The sequence below is a fragment of the Amycolatopsis sp. NPDC028719 genome, from assembly GCF_055565395.1.
Map to the genome: position 1 here is coordinate 50586 of NZ_JBVHUL010000011.1, position 19953 is coordinate 70538.

The following is a 19953-nucleotide window of genomic DNA, read 5'->3' on the forward strand; positions in this document are numbered from 1 at the left end:
GAGAAGACGTGGCTACTCCGACCGAATTCCGGCTGCCCCGCTACGGCGAGGAGCCCGAAGGCACGCACCCCCCGCTCGGCTATCCCGGCTACCGCTCCACGGCGCTGCGGCACCCCAAGCAGGACCTGGTGCTGCTCCCGCAGATGCTGACCGAGGTCACCGGCCCGCTGCTCGGCCCCGGCCGTCTCGGCGAGTTCGACAACGACCTCACCCGCCAGCACGCGGGCGAGCCGCAGGGCCAGCGAATCATCGTCACCGGCCGGCTGCTCGACGGCGACGGCCGCCCGGTGCGCGACTCCCTCGTCGAGATCTGGCAGGCGAACGCGGGCGGCCGCTACCGCCACACCGGCGACCGCTGGCCGTCGCCGCTCGACCCGAACTTCGACGGCGTCGGGCGCGCTCTGACCGACAGCGACGGCCGCTACACCTTCACCACCATCAAGCCCGGCGCGTACCCGTGGAAGAACCACGACAACGCCTGGCGCCCCGCGCACATCCACTTCTCGGTGTTCGGCTCGGCGTTCACGCAGCGGCTGGTCACCCAGATGTACTTCCCGGACGACCCGCTCTTCTCCCAGGACCCGATCTTCAACTCCATCCCGGACGAGAAAGCCCGCCGGCGCATGGTCTCGCGCTACGACCACGAGATCACGCAGTCGGAGTGGGCGCTGGGGTTCCAGTTCGACATCGTGCTCCGCGGGCGCGACGCGTCGGTGTTCGAAGAGGAAGAGGACGAAGACGAATGACCAAGCTGCTTCCCACCCCTTCGCAGACCGTCGGCCCGTACCTGTCGATCGGGCTGCCCTGGCCCGACGGCCCGCACGTCGTCCCCGAAGGCACGCCCGGCGCGTTCTGGATCCGCGGCATCGTCCGCGACGGCAACGGCGACCCGGTTCCGGACGCGATGATCGAGACGTGGCAGGCCGACCCGGACGGCGGGTTCCGCCACCCCGACGACCCGCGCGGCGAAGCGTCCGGCGACTTCCGAGGCTTCGGCCGCTGCCCGACGACCCCCGAGGGCACGTACGGGATCCTCACCCTGCTCCCGGGCGTCGTGCCCGGCGAGGGCGGCACCACGCAGGCCCGCCACATCGACGTGTCGGTGTTCGCGCGCGGGCTGCTCAACCGGTGTGTCACGCGGATCTACTTCGAGGACCAGGACAACTCCGGGGACCCGGTGCTGGCGACGGTGCCGGCGGAGCGGCGCGGCACCTTGATCGCGGCCAAGACCGAGGACGGCTACCGCTTCGACGTGCGCCTCCAAGGCCAGGGCGAGACGGTGTTCTTCCGGGTATGACGTCCTTCCCGGCATGACGAACGCGAACGGAGGTGACGGCGTGGGTGCCGTCCGGCTGCACCGGATCGTCGAAGGGCCCGAAGACGGTCCGGTGGTGGTGTTCGGGGGATCGCTCGGCAGCGACCTCCGGATGTGGGAACCCCAGGTGGTGCCGCTGCTGGAGCGCGGCTTCCGGGTGGTCCGCTACGACACGCGCGGGCACGGCGCTTCGCCGGTGCCGCCGGGGCCGTACGACCTCGAAGACCTCGGCTTCGACTTCCTCGCGCTGCTCGAGGACCTCGGCGTCGCGAAAGCGCACCTCGTGGGCCTGTCGCTCGGCGCGATGACGGGCATGTGGCTCGGCGCCCACGCGCCGGACCGGATCGCGAGCCTGGTGCTCTGCTGCACGTCCGCGAAGCTCGGGCCGCCGCAGATGTGGGCGGACCGGGCGCGCACGGTGCGGGAGAAGGGCACCGGCGCGGTGGCCGCGGCCGGCGTGAGCCGCTGGCTGACGCCGGGCTACGCCGAGCGGCACCCGGATCGCGCCGCGTTCCTGCGCTCGATGATCGCCGCCGTCCCGGCCGAGGGCTACGCGGCCTGCTGCGGTGCGATCGAGCGGATGGACCTGCTCGACGTGCTGCCGAAGATCACCGCGCCCACGCTGGTCATCGCGGGTGCCGACGACCCGGCCACGCCACCGGAGGGCCACGCCGACCTGATCGCGGCGGGCATCCCGGGCGCGCGGCTCGAGGTCGTGCCGGACACCGCGCACCTGGGCAGCTACGAACGGCCGGAAGAATTCACGAGGCTGATCCTCGAGCACCTGGAGGCGAAGTGAGCGACCGTCACGAGCAGGGCATGAAGGTCCGGCGCGAAGTGCTCGGCGACGAGCACGTCGACCGCGCGGTCGCGGGCACGACGGACTTCAGCCGCCCGTTCCAGGACTACATCACCGAAGGGGCGTGGGGTTCGGTCTGGTCCCGCGACGGCCTCGACCGCCGGACGCGCAGCTGCGTCACGCTCGCGGCGCTGACCGCGCTGCAGGCGCACAACGAGCTGGCGATGCACGTCCGCGCCGCGGTCCGCAACGGCCTCACGGCGGCGGAGATCGGCGAGGTCCTGCTGCACACGGCGGTCTACGCGGGTGCCCCGGCGGCGAACGCGGCGTTCGCCATCGCCCAGCGCACCCTGGCCGAGCTCGGCGAGCCGAGCGCCCGGCCGGCCGACGCCGGATAGGGTGCCGGGCATGGACACGGGGAGGCCCATCGAAGCCGAGCTCGACAGCGAGCCGGCCCACCGCGGCGCCCACCACGTCCAGTCGCTGGAGCGCGGCCTGGCGGTGATCAAGGCGTTCCACGCGGACGCGGCGGAGCTGACCCTCAGCGACGTCGCCCGCGCGACGGGCCTGACCCGCGCCGCGGCCCGCCGTTTCCTGCTGACGCTGACCGACCTCGGTTACGTCCGCACGGACGGCAAGTACTTCTCCCTGACCGCTCGCGTGCTGGAGCTGGGGTACTCGTACCTGTCGAGCATGACGCTGCCGGAGGTGGCCCAGCCCCACCTGGAGCACCTGTCGGCGGGAGTGCGCGAGTCCAGTTCGGTGTCGGTCCTGGAGGGAACGGACATCGTCTACGTGGCGCGGGTGGCGGTCTCGCGCATCATGACGGTGAGCATCAACGTGGGAACCCGCTTCCCGGCGTACGCGACGTCGATGGGTCACGTCCTGCTGGCCGGCCTGAGCCGGGCGGAGCTGGAGGCGTACTTCGTGGTGGCGAAGCTCGACCGCCTCACGGACCGCACGGTCACGGCCCCCGACCGCCTCCGCGCGGAACTGGCCAAGGTGACCGACCAGGGCTGGGCGATGGTCGACCAGGAGCTGGAGGAAGGCCTCCGCTCGGTGGCGGCCCCGATCCACGACCGCACGGGCCGGGTGGCGGCAGCGGTGAACCTGTCGACGCACGCGAGCCGCACGACGGCGGAGTCGGTGGAGAAGGACCTGGTCCCCCCGCTGCTGGAGACGGCCCGCTTGATAGAAGCCGACCTGGCGATCGGCGCCCCCGGCCGCGCCCATGGTTGAGAACCCAGTCTGCACGGGCCAGGCGGCCGGAGCCGAGGACCGGGCATTGCGCGCCTCAGCCGAGCACCTGGTCCGGGCCGCCCACCGGGCGCCCGGTGGGCCGGTAACGCCGGCGACGCGGCCCGGTGCGAGCCTTCTGGCTCGCGGCGGGGAGGTTGGTGTGCCGGTGATCTTGGCTACGCGGCCCGGCGGCGGCCTTCTGCTTGCTGTCGGGAGGTTGGTGTGCCGGTGATCCTGGCTACGCGGCCCGGCGGCGGTCTTCTGCTTGCCGTCACGAAGCTGGTGCGCCGATGACCGCAGCCACCCCGCCTGTCGCCGGCTTGCTGCTCGCCGCCGGGGCCGGCCGCCGGTTCGGCGGCCCGAAGGCCCTCGCCGAAATCGACGGCCAACCCCTCGTCCTGCGCGTGCTCGCCACCCTGACCGCGGCCGGCTGCGATCCCGTCCGGGTCGTCCTCGGTGCCGCCGCCGACGAGGTCAGCGCGCTTCTGCCCGATCCGGCCCAAGCGGTGCGGGCCGCGGGCTGGGAGACCGGCATGGGCGCCTCCCTCAAAGCCGGCCTCGCCGCGCTCTCCCAGGAACCAGGCCCGGTCGCGGCCCTGGTCCACCTCGTCGACCTGCCGTGGGTCGGCGCCGACATCATCGCCCGGGTCGCCGTCGGCGCGACGCCTGAAACCGTCGCCCGCGCGGCCTACGACGGCGTCCCCGGTCACCCCGTCCTCCTCGGCCGCCGCTGGTGGCCCGAAATCGCCGAATCTGCCGAGGGCGACCGCGGCGCCCGAGACTGGCTGTCGACCCGCGCCGATCTGAAGCTCATCGAGTGCGGCGACCTCGGCAGCGGCCGCGACGTCGACCACCGCACCGACCTCCCCACCGCCTGACCACCGGCCCGCCCCACAAGCCGACTCCCCAGGCACGCGAGACGCCCCGCCAAACCGTCGTGTCGACCCTTCAATCACGCGTGTCGTCCGCCCGATCACGCGTGTCGTCCATCCGGGTACGTGTCGTCCGCCGGATCACGGCCACCACCAGCCCCCTCGGCCCCGGCGACCCGCGCGCAGCCGCCGCGCCGCCTACGATCGACACCGTGACGGACTCGCTCGCCTCGCCTGAAGAACTTGCCGCCGCGCTGGACGGGACCGGCTACCTCGCCGACGACGGGCTCGCCACCGCCGGCTTCCTCGCCCTGCGGATGGGCCGCCCCCTCTTCTGCGAAGGCGAACCCGGCACCGGCAAGACGTCGCTCGCCATCGCGCTGGCCACCGCGCTCGGCCGCCCGCTCGTGCGCCTCCAGTGCCACGAGGGCATCGACGCCGCCCAGGCGCTCTACGAATGGGACTTCCCGCGCCAGCTCCTGCACCTGCGGGCCCTCGAAGCCGCCGGGGGCGGGGGGATCGACGTCGAGGCCGCCGAGCGCTCGCTCTACACCGAACGCTTCCTCCTCGCGCGCCCGCTGCTGCAGGCCTTGATCACCGCGCCGTGCGTGCTGCTGATCGACGAGATCGACCGCGCCGACGACGAGTTCGAAGCCTTCCTCCTCCAGTTGCTCGACGAGCACGCCGTCACCATCCCCGAGTACGGCGAAATCCGCGCCGCGGAGCCGCCGCTCGTCGTGCTGACCTCGAACCGGACCCGGGAAGTGCACGACGCCCTCAAGCGCCGCTGCCTCTACCACTGGCTGGAACACCCCGACCTGGCGCGAGAGGTCACGATCCTGCGCCGTAGAATCCCCCAAATAGGGCAAAACCTGGCTCGGCAGATCGCTGAAGCGGTGCATCGGCTCCGCGAAATGGACCTGTTGAAGCCACCCGGAGTAGCGGAGTCACTCGATTGGGCGAGAGCCCTGCTGGCTCTGCGACGGGACGAGCTGGACGCGGCGACGGCGGCGCGCACGCTCGGTGCTGTCCTGAAATACAGCGAAGACCTCGACCGTGTCCGGGCCAAGCTCGACGCTTTGTTCGCCTGACCGGCCCGGGGTATCCGAAGGCATGGGAGGGCCCGAGGTATGAGCGTGGTGGAGACGACCGAAGCGAGGCCGTCGGCCGGCCGGCAAGCGGAACCCGAGGTGACCGCTCGCCGGTGGCCGTCCTGGCTCGCCGCCGTGGCGGCCGTCCTGGGCGGCACCGCGTTGATCGCCGTGCACGCTTCGTTCTACGGCCACTGGCTGATCGACGACGCCGCCATCACCTTCGCCTACTCGCGCAACGTCGCCGACGGGCTCGGGCCGGTGCTCCAGCCCGGCGTGGCGCCGGTCGAGGGGTACTCCAACCCGACCTGGATGGTCCTGCTCGCCCTCGGCAAGCTCGTCGGCCTGTTCGACCACGGGACGCTCTTCGGCGTCTCCGACCAGATCCTCTTCCCGAAGGCGCTGGCGCTGGCCTGCTGCGCGGGCGTCCTGGTTCTCTTCCACGCCGGCGCGAAGACGCTCAGCCGCCGCCCCGCGCTCGTCACCTTCGTCGCCGGGGCCGCGCTCGCCGCCAACCCGTCGTTCGTGATCTGGTGCTTCTCCGGCTTGGAGAACTCCTTCTACGCGCTGACCGTCGCCGCGCTGGCCGTGCTCCTCCTGCGGTCGGTGCTGAGCGGCAGCCTGCTGACCCACCGCGTCGCGATCGGCGCCGGCGTGATCGCCATGCTGGCCGCGCTGACCCGCCCCGACGGGATCATCTACGCGGGTGCGTACCCGATCGCCGTCGCCGTCTTCCTGAAGCGGACCGCGCTCGCCCCCAGCGTCCGCGCGGTGGTCGTCTCGGTCGCCGCCTTCGTCGTGCCGTTCGGCGCCTACGTGGTCTACCGCTGGTTCGAGTTCGGGCGCCTGCTGCCCAACACCGCGGTCGCGAAGGGCCAGGAGCCGCCCGACCTCGGTGACCTCGCGCGGCCGGGCGAAATCGTGTCCTACGCGGGCTGGCTGCTCGCCGCCGTCGTGGTCGGCTGCCTGGCGGTGCTGCTGGTCAAGCCGGGCCGGCTGCGCGTCGGGCTGATCGCGTTGCTGGTTCCGTTCGGCCTGGCCGTCGCCGCGTTCATCGTGCTCGAGTACGACTGGATGGGGCACCTGCGGTTCGCGACGCCGGTCTGGACGGTCGGCGCCCTCCTCGGCGCGACCGCGGTCGTCGAGACGTTCGCCTTGGTCCGGGTGCGCGGCCGCGTCGTCCTGGCTTGCCTGCTCGTCGCCGCGTCGGTCAGTGCGATCGGCGGCTACTACGACCAGGGCACCAAGTACCGCGCCGACGTGAAGACGGCGATGTGTGCCGTCGCGGAGCGGGACGACACCGCGATCAACGGGTTCGCGGACCTCCTGCGGCTGCCGGACACGGCTTCGGCCGGGGTGATCGACCTCGGGGGCACGGCGCTGGGCAGCCGGCTCCGGCTGCTCGACCTCGCCGGGCTCGGCGACGCCCCGATCGCGGACTACCTGCACGTCGCCGACTTCGCCGGTCTGCGGGATCACGTCTTCACGACGGCGAAGCCCGAACTGATCGTTTTCGTCGGCTCGTGGAGCAGCACCCTGCAGTTCGACCAGGATCCGCGGTTCGAGCGCGACTACGCCACGATCTTCGCCCGGAACGACGCGAAGAACCAGGCCACGTACCACGTTCGCCGCGACCTGGTGGACGACGCGAAGCTCGCCGAACTGCAGGCGTTCGCGCAGCAGGCGCTGCCGCCGGTCCTGGCGAGCAACGACGTGGCGCGGCGCCGCGGCTGCGCGAACATCGTGCCGGGCTTCACGGCCTGACAGTCCACAAAGGACCAGAATTAAATGCGTTGCCCGGTGCGCCGGGCTCCGGCATTCTTTTCCCGTACCGCGGAAACCGCCGCCGAGAGGAGGAGATCGTGAACCGGCAAGCGCACCACTGCGGCACGATCTCCCGTGCCGTTCGCTGAATCTTCCTGAAGGCTCTTCGCGCCCACCCCTCGCTACCTCGGGTCGGTCGCCGCGAAGAGCGCGGTCTGCGCCCGTCCGGGGAGGGGCGTGCGCGCAGACCGCCCCGTCCCGGTAGCTCAGCAGGACAGAGCGCGGCGCTACGAACGCCGAGGTCCGAGGTTCGACTCCTCGCCGGGACACCAATGGTATGCCTCCGGCCCCCGTTTTCCATGCTACCGGCGCGCACCGACAGTTTCGGGTGCGCGCCGTTGCCTCGTCCACAAGGCAGCCCTCCGCGTCCACAGGCCGACCTGCGCGGCCGGATGAGCGCACAATGGAGTCATGACCACCGCCGCCGATCCCGTCGCCGGGTACGCCGGGTTCGCCGCTGCCCTGCGCGAGGCCGGGGTCGCCTGCGATGCGCGCCGGGTGCAGGCCTACCTGGCCGCCGTCGGCGAGATCGACGTCGCCGAACCCACCCAGCTCTACTGGGCGGGCCGGCTCACCCTGTGCTCCAGCCCCGACGACCTCCCGTACTACGAAGAAGCCTTCAGCCAGTGGTTTTCGATCGAATCCACGACCCCGCAGCGCGCGAAGTCCGCCGCGCCGAAGCAGGCCCGGATCGCCCCGCTGGTCGACGCCGGCGGCGGGAACGCCGAGGGTGGTGACGGCCCCGAACAGCTGAAAGTCGCCGCGAGCGACCACGAAGTCCTGCGCCACCGCGACCTCGCCGCGTTGACCACCGCCGAACGCGAACACCTTCGCGAGCTCCTGGCGACCTTGAAGCCCGTGCCTCCGAAGCGGCCGGCCTCGCGAAGGACCCCGGCGAAGCGTGGTCGGCTCGACCCCTCCCGCACTCTGCGCGCCATGCTCGCCAGCGGCGGCGAACCCCTGAAACCGGCCTACGCCCGGCGGGCCGGCAGGCCGCGGCGGGTCGTGCTGCTCATCGACGTCTCGGGGTCGATGAGCCCGTACGCCGACGCCCTGCTCCGGTTCGCCCACGTCCTCACGCGCAGCGCACCGCAGTCCGTCGAGGTCTTCACCCTCGGCACGCGGCTGACCCGCGTCTCCCGCCAGCTGCGTCAGCGCGACCCCGAACGCGCGATGCTCGCGGCGGGCTCGGCGGTGCCGGACTTCGCCGGCGGCACCCGCCTCGGCGAGACGCTGCAGGCCTTCCTCGACCGCTGGGGCCGGCGCGGTGTGGCCCGCCGCGCCGTGGTCACCGTGTTCTCCGACGGCTGGGAGCGCGGCGACACCGGCCTGCTCGGCGAGCAGCTCGCCCACCTGCGCCGGCTCGCGCACGCCGTATTCTGGGTGAATCCGCACGCCGGCCGTGCGGGGTACGCTCCGGTCCAGTCGGGCATCGTGGCCGCTTTGCCCCACATCGACCGGCTGCTGGCCGGGCACACCCTGGCCACTTTGGAACGACTGCTCGGGGAGATTTCCGATGCGTGACGTACTGGACGACGTGTTCCGCCGCTGGTCCGACGGGGAAACGGTCGGGCTCGGCACCGTGGTCGCCACCTTCTCGTCGGCGCCCCGCGCGCCCGGTGCGGCGATGGTCGTCGCCCCGGACGGCACCGTCGCCGGCAGCGTGTCCGGCGGCTGTGTCGAAGGCGCCGTCTACGAGCTCGCGCAGGAGGTCGTCCGCGAGCGCAAGCCGGTGCTGCAGCGCTACGGCGTCACCGACGACGACGCCTTCGCGGTGGGCCTGACCTGCGGCGGGATCATCGACATCTACGTCGAGCACGTCGACCGCGCGTCGATGCCGGAGCTCGGCGACGTCGTCGCGTCCGTGCGCGGCGGCGAACCCGTCGCGGTCGTCACGATCATCGAGCACGAGCAGGAAGGCCTGATCGGCGAGCACATGATCGTCTGGCCGGACCGCACCGAGGGCTCGCTGGGGTCCTCGCGGATGGACGACGCGGTGGCCGACGACGCGCGCGGCCTGCTGGCCAGCGGCCGCACCGGCACCCTGCACTACGGCCCGGACGGCCAGCGCCGCGGCGAGGGCATGGCGGTGTTCGTCAACTCCTTCGAGCCGCCGCCCCGGCTGCTCGTGTTCGGCGCGATCGACTTCGCCGCCGCGATGGCGCGCATGGGCGCCTACCTCGGCTACCAGGTCACGGTCTGCGACGCGCGGCCCGTGTTCGCCACCAGCAGCCGCTTCCCGGACGCGCACGACGTCGTCGTCGACTGGCCGCACCGCTACCTGGAGGGCGAAGCCGCGGCCGGGCGCATCGACCGGCGCACGGCCATCGCGGTGCTGACCCACGACCCGAAGTTCGACGTCCCGCTGCTCGAGGTCGCGCTGCGCCTGGACGTCGGGTACGTCGGCGCGATGGGCTCCCGCAAGACGCACGACGACCGCTTCGCCCGCCTGCGCGAGGCCGGGATCACCGAGGCGGAGCTGGACCGGCTGTCGTCGCCGATCGGCCTCGACCTCGGTGCCCGCACCCCGGAGGAGACGGCGGTGTCGATCGCGGCGGAGATCATCGCGCTGCGGTGGGGCGGCGGCGGCAAGCGGCTCGCGGAGCTGACGGGGCGCATCCACGGCTGACGGCTTTCCGGCGTGCGCTGCTCCGGGTGGCCCACAAAAGTTCACCCATCCGGACTTCCGCAGATTCGGGTTTCCGCAGGGGATTGCCGCGTATCTGCGGAACGGGTAGTTGAACGTATGACATCAGGACTTGTCCGCGCGAAGGTCGCGTAGCACGCTCGGAGGTCTGTGAGCCCGATCACGGTCGGGCGGGCCGTTCCCGAACCGGCTTTTGGAGGCCTGATGCGCATCACCGTCACTGTCGACGGGACCAAGTACACCGACGAAGTCGAGCCCCGCACCCTGCTCGTGCACCACCTGCGAGAGAAGCTGGGCAAGGTCGGCACCGTCGTCGGCTGCGACACCAGCAACTGCGGCGCCTGCACCGTCCACCTGGACGGGCACAGCGTGAAGTCCTGCTCTGTGCTGGCCGTGCAGGCCGACGGCTGTGAGGTCACCACCATCGAAGGCCTCGCCCGCGACGGGCAGCTGCACCCGGTGCAGAAAGCGTTCCACGACAACCACGCCCTGCAGTGCGGGTTCTGCACGCCCGGCATGATCATGCAGTCGATCGACCTGCTGGCCGACAACCCCGATCCGGACGAACAGGCCGTCCGCGAAGGGCTCGAAGGCAACCTCTGCCGCTGCACCGGCTACCAGAACATCGTTCGCGCGGTCCGCGACGCCGCGCAGAACATGAGTCCCGGCGCCGGCCCCGAAGCCGAGCGGATCGCCGAAACCAAGCACGCCGGCGTGGGTGGTGACTGATGACCGCCACGATCGAACCGGAAGTCGGAAAGTCACGGCGCCGCAAGGAAGACGAGCGGCTGATCACCGGCCGCACCCGCTGGACCGACAACATCGCGCTGCCCGGCCTGCTGCACATGGCGGTCCTGCGCAGCCCGTTCGCGCACGCCAAGATCGTCTCGATCGACACGTCGGCGGCCAAGGGCGCGTCCGGCGTCGTCGCCGTCTACACCGCGAAGGACCTCGACCCGGACGGCTCGATCGGCATGCCCTGCGCGTGGCCGATCACGCCGGACATGAAGGCGCCACGCCGCCCGGTGCTCGCCGCCGACACGGTCAACTTCGCCGGTGAAGGCGTCGCGGTCGTCGTCGCGCGGACGTCGGCCGAAGCGCACGACGCGCTCGAGGAAATCGACGTCGAGTACGACGAGCTGCCGGTCGTCCTCGACATGGAAGCCGCCATCGCCGACGGTGCCGCGCTGGTCCACGAGGACCTCGGCACCAACACGAGCGCGGTCTGGAAGTTCGACTCGGCCGAGGCCGGTACCGGCGGCAACGTCGAGGACGCGATCAGCTCGTCGGAGGTCGTCCTCAAGCGCCGCTTCCGCCAGCAGCGGCTGGTCCCGGCGTTCATGGAGCCACGGGCGTGCGTCGTCGACCCGACCAGCACCCAGATCACCATGTGGTCGGCCACGCAGGTCCCGCACATCCTGCGCGTGATGTCCGCGCTGACGCTCGGCATCCCCGAGCACAAGCTGCGCGTGATCGCCCCGGACGTCGGTGGCGGCTTCGGCGGCAAGATCGGGGTCCTGCCGGAAGAGATGATGTCGCTGCTCGTCGCGCAGAAGCTCGGCAAACCGGTCAAGTGGAACGAGACGCGGTCCGAGACGATGCTCGCCGCGCACCACGGCCGCGACCAGATCCAGGACATCACCATCACCTCGACCCGCGACGGCCAGGTGACCGGTCTCAAGGTCGAGCTGCTCGCCAACCTCGGCGCGTACAACGGCCTCGTCGGCCCCGGCGTGCCGATCCTCGGCGCGTTCATGTTCAACGCGATCTACAAGATCCCGGCGTACCACTTCGCCTGCACGAACGTGTACACGACGACGACGCTGACCGACGCCTACCGCGGCGCCGGCCGGCCGGAGGCGACGTTCGCGATCGAGCGGATCATGGACGAGCTCGCCGTCGAGCTCGGCATGGACCCGATGGAGCTGCGCGAGAAGAACTGGATCAAGCACGAGGAGTTCCCGTTCACCACGGTGTGCGGGCTGACCTACGACTCGGGCAACTACGAGGCCGCCACCGAAAAGGCCAAGCAGCTCTTCGACTACGACGGCCTGCGCGCTGAACAGGACCGGCGCCGCAAAGCCGGTGACAAGGTGCAGCTCGGCATCGGTATCTCCACGTTCACCGAGATGTGCGGGCTCGCGCCGTCGCGGGTGCTCGGCTCGCTGGACTACGGCGCCGGCGGCTGGGAGTACGCGTCGATCCGGATGCTGCCCACCGGCAAGGTCGAGGTGACGACCGGGGCGTCCGCGCACGGCCAGGGCCACGAGACGGCGTGGAGCCAGATCGTCGCCGACCAGCTGGGCGTCGCGTTCGAGGACGTCGAGATCCTGCACGGCGACACCCAGTCGTCGCACAAGGGCATGGACACCTACGGCTCGCGGTCGCTGGTCGTCGGCGGGATCGCGGTCATCAAGGCCGCCGAGAAGGTAGTCGCGAAGGCCAAGCCGATCGCGGCGCACCTGCTCGAATGCGCCGAGGACGACCTCGAGTTCGCGAACGGCAAGTTCACGGTGAAGGGCACGGACACGTCCACCGGCATCGGGGACATCGCGCTCGCGGTGTTCGCGGCGCACAACCTGCCCGACGGGATCGAGCCGTCGCTCGACTCGGACGCGACGTTCGACCCGGAGAACTTCTCGTTCCCGCACGGCACGCACCTGTGCGCCGCCGAAGTGGACACCGAGACCGGGCGGATCAAGCTGCGCTCGTACGTGTGCGTCGACGACGTCGGGGTCGCGGTGAACCCGCTGATCGTCGAGGGCCAGGTGCACGGCGGGCTCGCGCAGGGCATCGCGCAGGCGCTCTTCGAAGGCACCGAGCACGACGACAGCGGCACGCTGACGACCGGCACGTTCGCCGACTACCTGCTGCCGTCGGCGGCGGACCTGCCGTCGTTCACCACCGACCGCACGGAGACGCCGGCGACGTCGAACCCGCTCGGCGCCAAGGGCGTCGGCGAGGCGGGCACGATCGCGTCCACCCCGGCGGTGGTCAACGCGGTGATCGACGCGGTGCGGCACTTCGGGGTGAACGACATCGAGATGCCGTTGACGCCGATGCGGGTGTGGCACGCCATCCAGCATGGCACCACCGACGCCGGCGGCCCCGGCCGCGACGAAGCCGGCGGCGGCCTCGGCTCCATCGACGCCACCGGAGGTGTGCAGTGATCCCGGCTTCCTTCGACTACGTCCGCCCGTCCACAGTGGACGAAGCGGTGCAGGCGCTGGCGTCGGCGGGTGAGGACGCCAAGGTCATCGCGGGCGGCCAGAGCCTGCTGCCGGTGCTGCGGATGCGGCTGGCGGCGCCGACGACGCTGGTCGACCTCGGGCGCGTCGCGGAGCTGCGCGGCGTGCGGGAGGAGGGCGACGAGCTGGTCATCGGCGCGATGACGACGCACTACGACGTGCAGCGTGACGCGCTGATCGCTTCGCACGCCGCGTTGCTGAAAGAGGCGACGGACACGGTGGCCGACCCGCAGATCCGCCACCGGGGCACGCTGGGCGGCGCGATCGCCCACGCCGACCCGGCCGGGGACCTGCTGGCGCCGGTGCTCGCGCTGGACGCTTCGCTGGTGCTGGCCGGGCCTTCGGGACGCCGGACGGTGCCGGCCGCGGAGTTCTTCCAGGACCTGTTCACCACTGCGCTGGCCGCGGACGAGCTGCTGGTCGAGGTCCGCGTGCCCAAGCACACCGGGTGGCGGGCGCACTACGAGAAGTTCAACCGGGTCGCCCAGGCGTGGTCGATGGTCGCGGTCGCGGTCACCGTCCGTACCGAAGCGGGCGTCATCGAGGAGGCTCGGGTCGCGCTGACGAACATGGGCTCGACCCCGGTGCGGGCGTCTGGTGTCGAAGCGGCGCTGGTCGGGGTCCAGGCTTCGGCCGACTCGATCGCCGCGGCGGCTTCGCACGCGGCGGAAGGCACGAATCCGCCGGTCGACAGCAACGCCGACGTCGAATACCGCCGTCACCTGGCCCAGGTCCTGACGGGCCGGGCGATCGCGGCGGCGGCCGGCGCCTGAGGTTCGAGGTTCGTCCCCCTGGCCGCCGCCCCGGCGGCGGCTAGGGTGGACACCGGCCCTCGTTGTCATCAGGAAGGAGGTCGGCCCGTGCGGCTCGACCACGAATTCACCGTCCCGGCTCCGATCGGCGAGGTCTGGCAGGCGGTCGTCGACCCCGAGCGGGTGGCCCCGTGCATGCCGGGCGCCACGCTGACGAAGGTCGAAGGGGACAAGTTCAGCGGGACGGTGAAGGTCAAGCTCGGGCCGATTTCCCTGCTGTACAAAGGAAATGGCGAGTTCCTGGAGAAGGACGACGCCGCGCACAAGGTGACGATCAAGGCATCGGGCAAGGACTCCCGAGGATCGGGCACGGCGGCGGCGACGGTGACCCTGACGCTGACGGAGGCCGACGGCGCAACGCACGGTTCGGTGGCGACGGACCTGTCGATCACGGGCAAGCCGGCCCAGTTCGGCCGCGGCCTGATCAGCGAGGTGGGCGGCAAGATCCTCGACACGTTCGCGGGATGTTTGTCGGGCAAGCTGGCCCCGGCGGCCGAGCCGGCCCCGGCCCCGGTGGCCGCGGCACCGACGCCCGAGCCGACGGCAACCGCGGAGCCGGTCGCCGAGCCGGCCCCTGCTCCTGCTCCTGGTCCGGATGCGGCGGTCAAGCCGGCTCCGACGACATCGGAGATCAACACGGACCCCAAGCCGGCCGCGGAGCGCCCGCCGCTGCGAAGCGTCCCGGCGGCCCCGGAGGCGGAAGCGATCGACTTGCTCGACTACGCGGGCCAGTCGGTGCTGAAGAGGCTGGCGCCGGTCGTGGTCGCGATCGCGGCGGTGGTCGGAGTGGTGGCGATCATCCGGGCGCTGCGCAAGTAGTTGCCGTTGGCCTGGGTGCTGCGAACGCAAGCCGGATTTGCGCGGTGTATGCGCCGCGAGGGCTCCCTGAAGTACGCGCGCCTGCGCGCTACGCATGCGGGCGGAATGCGTCGGTGCGTCCGTCGGCGAGGGGTTGGCCGGAGTGCGCGCTGTGCGGGCGAGCCGGGCTCGCTCTGGTGTCCGCCGGCCGGGTTGGTGAGCTGGATTCCGCCGCTGGGGTCCGGCGAGCCCTTCCAGTGGCGGCGATGCGCACCCCACCTGTTGTCGCGAGATCCTTCTGCGCCGATCTCGCTCGTCGCGTTGGCCGATTTAGCCCGCCACCGGGCGCGCGGGGGTGGGATTCCCACTCCGGCGTTCTCACGGGCGCGTTCCCGGAGCGATGATCCGGTCGTGAGCCGCTGAGCTGGGCGGATCTACCCTGCGCGGGTCTTCGGGCAGGAGCGTTGCCCGCAATTCGCCCGGACTGGCGACGCGCGTCGTCGGAACGGCTACGCTGGGCAACCTGTCGGCCGAACTTCGCGCAAGGGGTAACGTCACGATGCCGGTCCGTCACTTCTGTGGCTTCGGCTCTTGAGAGCCCAGGCCGCCGTGCGCCGGGAAGCGCTTTCCGCCTGGCCGGGCTGGCCCGCGCGGTGGGAGATGTGGGCCGGGGCGAAAGCCCGCTGGATCACCTACGCACTCGGCTGTGAACTGGTCGCCGTCGTGGCGACCGGGGTCGCGCTGGTCACCGGCTTCGGCGGGCCCGTGCGGCCGGTCTGGTTCGCGGTGCTGGTCGCGCTCGGCGTGGCCCAGGCCGAAATGTCGCGCCGCATCGAGCGGCTGCGGCGGTGGATGAGCGGGCAGACCCACATCAACGTCACGTCGGTCTGGTACCTCGCCGGCGTCGTCCTGCTGCCGCCGGCCTGGGTGGCCCTGCTCGCTGTCGTGCTTTACGCGCACCTGTGGGTGCGCGTGTGGCGTCAGGTCCGTACGCGGCCAGTGCATCGTTTCGTCGCCAGCACGGCTTGGGCCATGCTCTCGTGCTTCGCCGCTTCGTCCGTTCTCGCGGTGTCGGGCCTGCACGGGACGTCGTTGCAGACCGCGCGCGGTCTGCTGGCGCTCTGCCTGGCGGCGACGGTGTTCGAGCTGGTGAACATCGGCCTGGTCTCGGCCGGGATCTACCTCTACACGAGCAAGCGCTCGGCGGCCGACCTGATCGGCACGTGGGAGGACAACGCTTTCGAGCTCGCGACGCTGTGCCTCGGCGGCCTCGCCGCGCTGGCGCTGGCCGAGCAGCCGGTGCTGGTGGTGTTCGTCGTGGCGCCGTTGCTGCTGTTGCACCGCTACCTGCTGCTGAAACAGCAGTTGCAGGTCGCGGCCGTCACCGACGAGAAGACAGGCCTGCTCAACACCGCCGGCTGGCACGACTCCGCGGCGCGCGAACACGCCCGAGCACAGCGGCGCGGCCCCGCCGGCGGCGGCTTCGCGGTGCTGATGATCGACCTCGACCACTTCAAGCGCATCAACGACACGTACGGCCACCTCACCGGCGACGACGTCCTGGCCGCGGTCGCGATCGCGATTTCCGAGGCGGTGCGCCAGGGCGACACGGTCGGCCGGTTCGGCGGCGAGGAGTTCGTGGTGCTGCTGCCGGGCATCGGCCGCGCCGACGTGCTCGGCATCGCCGAACGCGTGCGGGCCGCGGTGGGCGAGCTGAACGTGGTGATCTCGACGGGCAGCGGGACGGTTCGCGTGAGCGGCTTGTCGGTGTCGATCGGGGTGGCCCGCCACCCGGAAGCGGGCCCGACGCTCGACGACGTGCTCCGCTCGGCTGACGCCGCGTTGTATCGCGCCAAGGAGGCGGGGCGGAACCGCGTTGCCGTGTGACGTCCGGTTGCTCGGTCGAGTGGCTGAGGGTCGAAGTGGGTTCGGGCTGGGCGTGATGGCCGGGAACCGGTCGGCCGGGTTGGGCGCGGCGCCGGCAGCGGCGTGGCTCGGCCGGGTGGCTGGTCGCGGTGGCCGACGCAGGAGTCGGTTCGGGTGGGCGCCGGCCTCGGTGTGGCGGCGTTGTCGTCTGCGGCCCGTGCCAGGTCCGGTGAGGTGACCCGGTGACTCGGCGCTTCCGTGAAGGCGGGCGCGCTGTGATCCACGGCGCGAAATACCCCTGGCCGTCAGCCGTTGAAACCGACATGAGCGGTGCGGATCACGAGACCGACGTCGTGGTGATCGGTGCGGGGCAGGCCGGGCTCTCGGCCGCCTATCACCTGCGCCGGGCCGGGTTCGCCAACGACGGCGGGTTCGTCGTCCTCGATCACGGGAAGCGGGCCGGGGGTGCTTGGCAGTACCGGTGGCCCTCACTCGTGCTCGGCAAGGTGCACGGCATCTACGACCTGCCCGGCATGGCCTTCGGCAGCCCGGACGTCACACGACCCGCGTCCGAAGTCGTTTCGGAGTACTTCGCGCGCTTTGAAAGCGTCTATGACCTCCCGGTGTTCAGGCCCGTCGACGTCCAGTCCGTGACGCGGGCGGGGGAGCGGCTGGTGGTGGCGAGCCCCGCGGAGTCGTGGGCCGCGAAAGCCGTGATCAGTGCTACCGGCACCTGGGACCGGCCCTTCTGGCCGCACTACCCCGGCCAAGAAACCTTCGCCGGCCGTCAGGTGCACACGGCGGACTACACCGGCCCCGAAGAGTTCCGCGGCCGGCGGGTCGTCGTGGTCGGGGGTGGCGCGTCGGCCGTTCAGCTACTCATGGAGTTCGCTCCGCTCGCCCGCGCGACCGCCTGGGTGACACGGCGCCCGCCCGTGTGGCGCGACGAGCCGTTCAGCGAGAACTGGGGACGGGACGCCGTCGCGAAGGTCGACGAGCGGGTGCGGGCCGGGCTGCCGCCGGAGAGCGTCGTGAGCGTGACCGACCTCGCCGTGACGCCGGAAGTGCGCGCCGCGCGCGCCGCCGGGATCCTCGAGCGGCGGCCGATGTTCGAGCGCATCACGCCCGAGGGAGTCGCCTGGGCGGACGGCTCTCGCTTCGACGCCGACGTCATCCTCTGGGCGACCGGGTTCCGCGCGGCGATCGACCACCTCGCGCCGCTGCACGTCCGGGAACCCGGGGGCGGGATCCGGATGGACGGCACGCGCGTGGTGCGCGAGCCGCGGCTGCACCTCGTGGGATACGGGCCATCGGCCAGCACGGTCGGGGCGAACCGGGCCGGCCGCGCCGCTGTCACCGAGATCAAGAAGCTGCTGCGTTCGGACGGATGAGGTCATACATCCGAAGCTACCCGAACACCTGTGCGAAGATCATCGCTGGATCGGGTGAACTCGAAAGACGGCCACCGGCGCGATTTTTGTTGTGAAACAAGGGAAATGGCGCGGTGCGGATGGGCGCTGCCCCCGGTTCCACGCTACCCGCGACCACCGACAAAACCGTCGACAAGACCGCCGACAAACCGGCGGTGAACCAGCGGTGAACTGGTAAAGGTGGGGAGTCTGCGGAGCCCGTCCCGCGCCACGGGGCACTGCGCCGGTCAGCGGGAACCCCGCTGCGCTGGGAAAACACGAAGAACCTCACCCTCTTGACCGATTCAACGGCAAGACACGTCTTGTCAGCCGAAACCGGTCACCGATACAGTCCGCTTAGTTAGGAAACTTTCCTAACAGCTAAAACGCCGCAGCCCACCAGCCACCGCCAGGCCCAGAAGGAGCGCGACGTGCCGTCGACCCTACGAACATTCGCCCGCCTCACCCCGGTGATAGCGGCGATCACCCTGCTGCCCTCCGCGTTCGCCGCGGCCAGTACCCAAGCCGACGTCCTGCTCTCGCAAGGGAAACCCGTCGCGACCTCCACCGTCGAGAGCTCGTCGTACGCCGGTGCGAAGGCCGTCGACGGCAGCACCACCACCCGCTGGGCCAGCGCCGAAGGTGCCGACCCGCAGTGGCTGCGGATCGACCTCGGCCAGTCCGCCGCGATCCACCGCGTCCTCCTCACCTGGGAAGCCGCCTACGCCAAGAAGTACCGCATCGAAGTCTCCGACGACGGCACGAACTTCACCGCCGCCACCGCCGTCGACAACGGTGACGGCAAGACCGATGACCTCACCCTGAACGCCCACGGCCGGTACGTCCGCTTCGTCGGCGTCACCCGCGCGACGAGCTACGGCTACTCCTTCTGGGAGATGCAGGTCTTCGGCTCCACGGACTCCTCCGGCGACACCCAGGCCCCGACCACCCCGACGGGCCTCACCGCCGGCACGACCACCGCCACCAGCGCCGCCCTGACGTGGAGCGCTGCCACGGACAACGTCGGCGTCGCCGGGTACGACATCCTGCGCGACGGTACCGTCGTCGCCACCAGCACCACCCCGTCCTACACCGACAACGGCCTCACGCCCGACACCGGCTACTCCTACGCCGTCCGTGCCCGCGACGCCGCCGGGAACGTCTCGAACGCCAGCTCGCCGGTCACCGTGAAGACCAAGGCGGGCAGCGGATCGGGCTTCGTCCTCGCCGCCGCCGGCGACATCGCCGAACGCTGCACCTCGAGCAGCTCGAGCTGCGCTCACGTCAAGACCGCCAAACTGGTCGAGCAGATGAACCCGGCCGCCGTGATCACCATGGGCGACAACCAGTACGACGACGCCCACCTCTCGGACTTCAAGTCCTACTACGACAAGACGTGGGGCCGGTTCAAGAGCATCACCCACCCGATCCCGGGCAACCACGAGTCCTACGACGACACGCCGTTCAAGGGCTACGAAGACTACTTCGGCGCCATCGCCAAACCGCAGGGAAAGCGGTACTACAGCTGGGAAATGGGCAACTGGCACTTCATCGCCCTCGACTCCAACGACTTCGTCACCCACGACGACTTCGCCGAGCCGCCCCAGATCACCTGGCTCAAGCAGGACCTCGCCAAGAACACCAAGGGCTGCGTCGCCGCCTACTACCACCACCCCCGGTGGAGCTCCGGTGACCACGGCGACAACCCCGACAGCACCGAGCTGTGGAACATCATGACCGCCAACAAGGTCGACCTCGTCCTCAACGGTCACGACCACGACTACGAGCGGTTCGTCCCGCAGAACGCCGACGGCAAGGCCGACGCGAACGGCCCGGTCGAGATCGTCGGCGGTTCCGGCGGCGCCAACCTCTACGACCTGAGCCCGGCGCACCAGACGACCGCGAAGCTGCTCAAGACCTTCGGCGTCCTCAAGCTGTCGATGACGGACACGTCGTTCCAGTCGCAGCTCATCGGCGTCGACGGCAAGGTCCTCGACAGCAGCCCGACCTACCCCTGCCACCAGTAGGAGCGG

The 19953-nt window shown here is 71.1% G+C and carries 17 protein-coding genes and 1 tRNA gene; all 18 read left to right on the plus strand.

Annotation, left to right across the window (positions count from 1 at the left end; translation table 11 throughout):
* Positions 1-8: 8 nt before the first annotated feature.
* The 18 genes from pcaH to ACZ4TR_RS38780 all read left to right on the plus strand — a co-directional run bounded on the left by pcaH (position 9) and on the right by ACZ4TR_RS38780 (position 19947).
* Positions 9-746 (plus strand): protocatechuate 3,4-dioxygenase subunit beta, encoded by a 738-nt coding sequence (gene pcaH / locus ACZ4TR_RS38695; protein WP_465293154.1) that lies wholly within the window; start codon positions 9-11, stop codon positions 744-746.
* Entirely contained in the window at positions 743-1297 is a 555-nt protein-coding gene (gene pcaG, locus ACZ4TR_RS38700; RefSeq protein WP_465293155.1) for a protocatechuate 3,4-dioxygenase subunit alpha, read from the plus strand. Before pcaH ends, pcaG begins: the two co-directional genes overlap by 4 nt.
* A gap of 13 nt (positions 1298-1310) precedes the next feature.
* On the plus strand, positions 1311-2114 hold the full coding sequence (gene pcaD, locus ACZ4TR_RS38705) for a 3-oxoadipate enol-lactonase (RefSeq protein WP_465293156.1): 804 nt from the start codon (positions 1311-1313) through the stop codon (positions 2112-2114).
* Positions 2111-2512, plus strand: coding sequence for a 4-carboxymuconolactone decarboxylase (gene pcaC, locus ACZ4TR_RS38710; RefSeq protein WP_465293157.1), 402 nt, complete (start codon positions 2111-2113; stop codon positions 2510-2512). Before pcaD ends, pcaC begins: the two co-directional genes overlap by 4 nt.
* 10 nt (positions 2513-2522) lie before the next feature.
* Positions 2523-3353 carry an IclR family transcriptional regulator domain-containing protein gene (locus ACZ4TR_RS38715; protein ID WP_465293158.1) on the plus strand — a complete coding sequence of 277 codons (831 nt, stop codon included), beginning with the start codon at positions 2523-2525 and terminating at the stop codon, positions 3351-3353.
* A 290-nt stretch (positions 3354-3643) separates the two neighbouring features.
* The gene (locus ACZ4TR_RS38720; RefSeq protein WP_465293159.1) at positions 3644-4231 is read left to right on the plus strand and encodes a nucleotidyltransferase family protein; all 588 of its coding nucleotides are present in this window, start codon (positions 3644-3646) and stop codon (positions 4229-4231) included.
* Between the two features lie 206 nt (positions 4232-4437).
* On the plus strand, positions 4438-5316 hold the full coding sequence (locus ACZ4TR_RS38725) for an AAA family ATPase (RefSeq protein WP_465293160.1): 879 nt from the start codon (positions 4438-4440) through the stop codon (positions 5314-5316).
* A gap of 39 nt (positions 5317-5355) precedes the next feature.
* On the plus strand, positions 5356-7080 hold the full coding sequence (locus ACZ4TR_RS38730) for a hypothetical protein (protein WP_465293161.1): 1725 nt from the start codon (positions 5356-5358) through the stop codon (positions 7078-7080).
* Between the two features lie 255 nt (positions 7081-7335).
* Positions 7336-7412: transfer RNA gene (locus tag ACZ4TR_RS38735), tRNA-Arg, on the plus strand.
* 139 nt (positions 7413-7551) lie between these two features.
* Entirely contained in the window at positions 7552-8664 is a 1113-nt protein-coding gene (locus tag ACZ4TR_RS38740) for a vWA domain-containing protein (protein WP_465293162.1), read from the plus strand.
* On the plus strand, positions 8657-9769 hold the full coding sequence (locus ACZ4TR_RS38745; RefSeq protein WP_465293163.1) for an XdhC family protein: 1113 nt from the start codon (positions 8657-8659) through the stop codon (positions 9767-9769). Before ACZ4TR_RS38740 ends, ACZ4TR_RS38745 begins: the two co-directional genes overlap by 8 nt.
* 222 nt (positions 9770-9991) lie before the next feature.
* Positions 9992-10516: a (2Fe-2S)-binding protein gene (locus ACZ4TR_RS38750; protein ID WP_364375056.1), complete on the plus strand. Its 525-nt coding sequence runs from the start codon at positions 9992-9994 to the stop codon at positions 10514-10516.
* Entirely contained in the window at positions 10516-12957 is a 2442-nt protein-coding gene (locus ACZ4TR_RS38755; protein WP_465293164.1) for a xanthine dehydrogenase family protein molybdopterin-binding subunit, read from the plus strand. Before ACZ4TR_RS38750 ends, ACZ4TR_RS38755 begins: the two co-directional genes overlap by 1 nt.
* On the plus strand, positions 12954-13808 hold the full coding sequence (locus ACZ4TR_RS38760; protein WP_465293165.1) for an FAD binding domain-containing protein: 855 nt from the start codon (positions 12954-12956) through the stop codon (positions 13806-13808). The genes ACZ4TR_RS38755 and ACZ4TR_RS38760 overlap by 4 nt, the downstream gene beginning before the upstream one ends.
* Before the next feature lie 87 nt (positions 13809-13895).
* Complete coding sequence (locus ACZ4TR_RS38765) at positions 13896-14666, plus strand: SRPBCC family protein (protein ID WP_465293166.1); 771 nt, start codon at positions 13896-13898, stop codon at positions 14664-14666.
* A gap of 639 nt (positions 14667-15305) precedes the next feature.
* Positions 15306-16532: a GGDEF domain-containing protein gene (locus tag ACZ4TR_RS38770; protein WP_465293397.1), complete on the plus strand. Its 1227-nt coding sequence runs from the start codon at positions 15306-15308 to the stop codon at positions 16530-16532.
* A gap of 302 nt (positions 16533-16834) precedes the next feature.
* Entirely contained in the window at positions 16835-17902 is a 1068-nt protein-coding gene (locus tag ACZ4TR_RS38775) for an NAD(P)-binding domain-containing protein (protein WP_465293167.1), read from the plus strand.
* A gap of 488 nt (positions 17903-18390) precedes the next feature.
* Positions 18391-19947, plus strand: a complete 1557-nt coding sequence (locus tag ACZ4TR_RS38780; RefSeq protein WP_465293398.1) for a discoidin domain-containing protein — start codon at positions 18391-18393, stop codon at positions 19945-19947.
* Positions 19948-19953: the final 6 nt, after the last annotated feature.

Excerpts from the sequence above, each read along its gene's own strand:
- ACZ4TR_RS38720 (WP_465293159.1), top strand. The coding sequence starts at position 3,644 with ATGACCGCAGCCACCCCGCCTGTCGCCGGCTTGCTGCTCGCCGCCGGG.
- ACZ4TR_RS38740 (WP_465293162.1), top strand. The coding sequence starts at position 7,552 with ATGACCACCGCCGCCGATCCCGTCGCCGGGTACGCCGGGTTCGCCGCT.
- ACZ4TR_RS38775 (WP_465293167.1), top strand. The coding sequence starts at position 16,835 with ATGAGCGGTGCGGATCACGAGACCGACGTCGTGGTGATCGGTGCGGGG.
- pcaG (WP_465293155.1), top strand. The coding sequence starts at position 743 with ATGACCAAGCTGCTTCCCACCCCTTCGCAGACCGTCGGCCCGTACCTG.
- ACZ4TR_RS38730 (WP_465293161.1), top strand. The coding sequence starts at position 5,356 with ATGAGCGTGGTGGAGACGACCGAAGCGAGGCCGTCGGCCGGCCGGCAA.
- pcaD (WP_465293156.1), top strand. The coding sequence starts at position 1,311 with ATGACGAACGCGAACGGAGGTGACGGCGTGGGTGCCGTCCGGCTGCAC.
- ACZ4TR_RS38750 (WP_364375056.1), top strand. The coding sequence starts at position 9,992 with ATGCGCATCACCGTCACTGTCGACGGGACCAAGTACACCGACGAAGTC.
- ACZ4TR_RS38745 (WP_465293163.1), top strand. The coding sequence starts at position 8,657 with ATGCGTGACGTACTGGACGACGTGTTCCGCCGCTGGTCCGACGGGGAA.
- ACZ4TR_RS38755 (WP_465293164.1), top strand. The coding sequence starts at position 10,516 with ATGACCGCCACGATCGAACCGGAAGTCGGAAAGTCACGGCGCCGCAAG.
- ACZ4TR_RS38715 (WP_465293158.1), top strand. The coding sequence starts at position 2,523 with ATGGACACGGGGAGGCCCATCGAAGCCGAGCTCGACAGCGAGCCGGCC.
- ACZ4TR_RS38770 (WP_465293397.1), top strand. The coding sequence starts at position 15,306 with ATGTGGGCCGGGGCGAAAGCCCGCTGGATCACCTACGCACTCGGCTGT.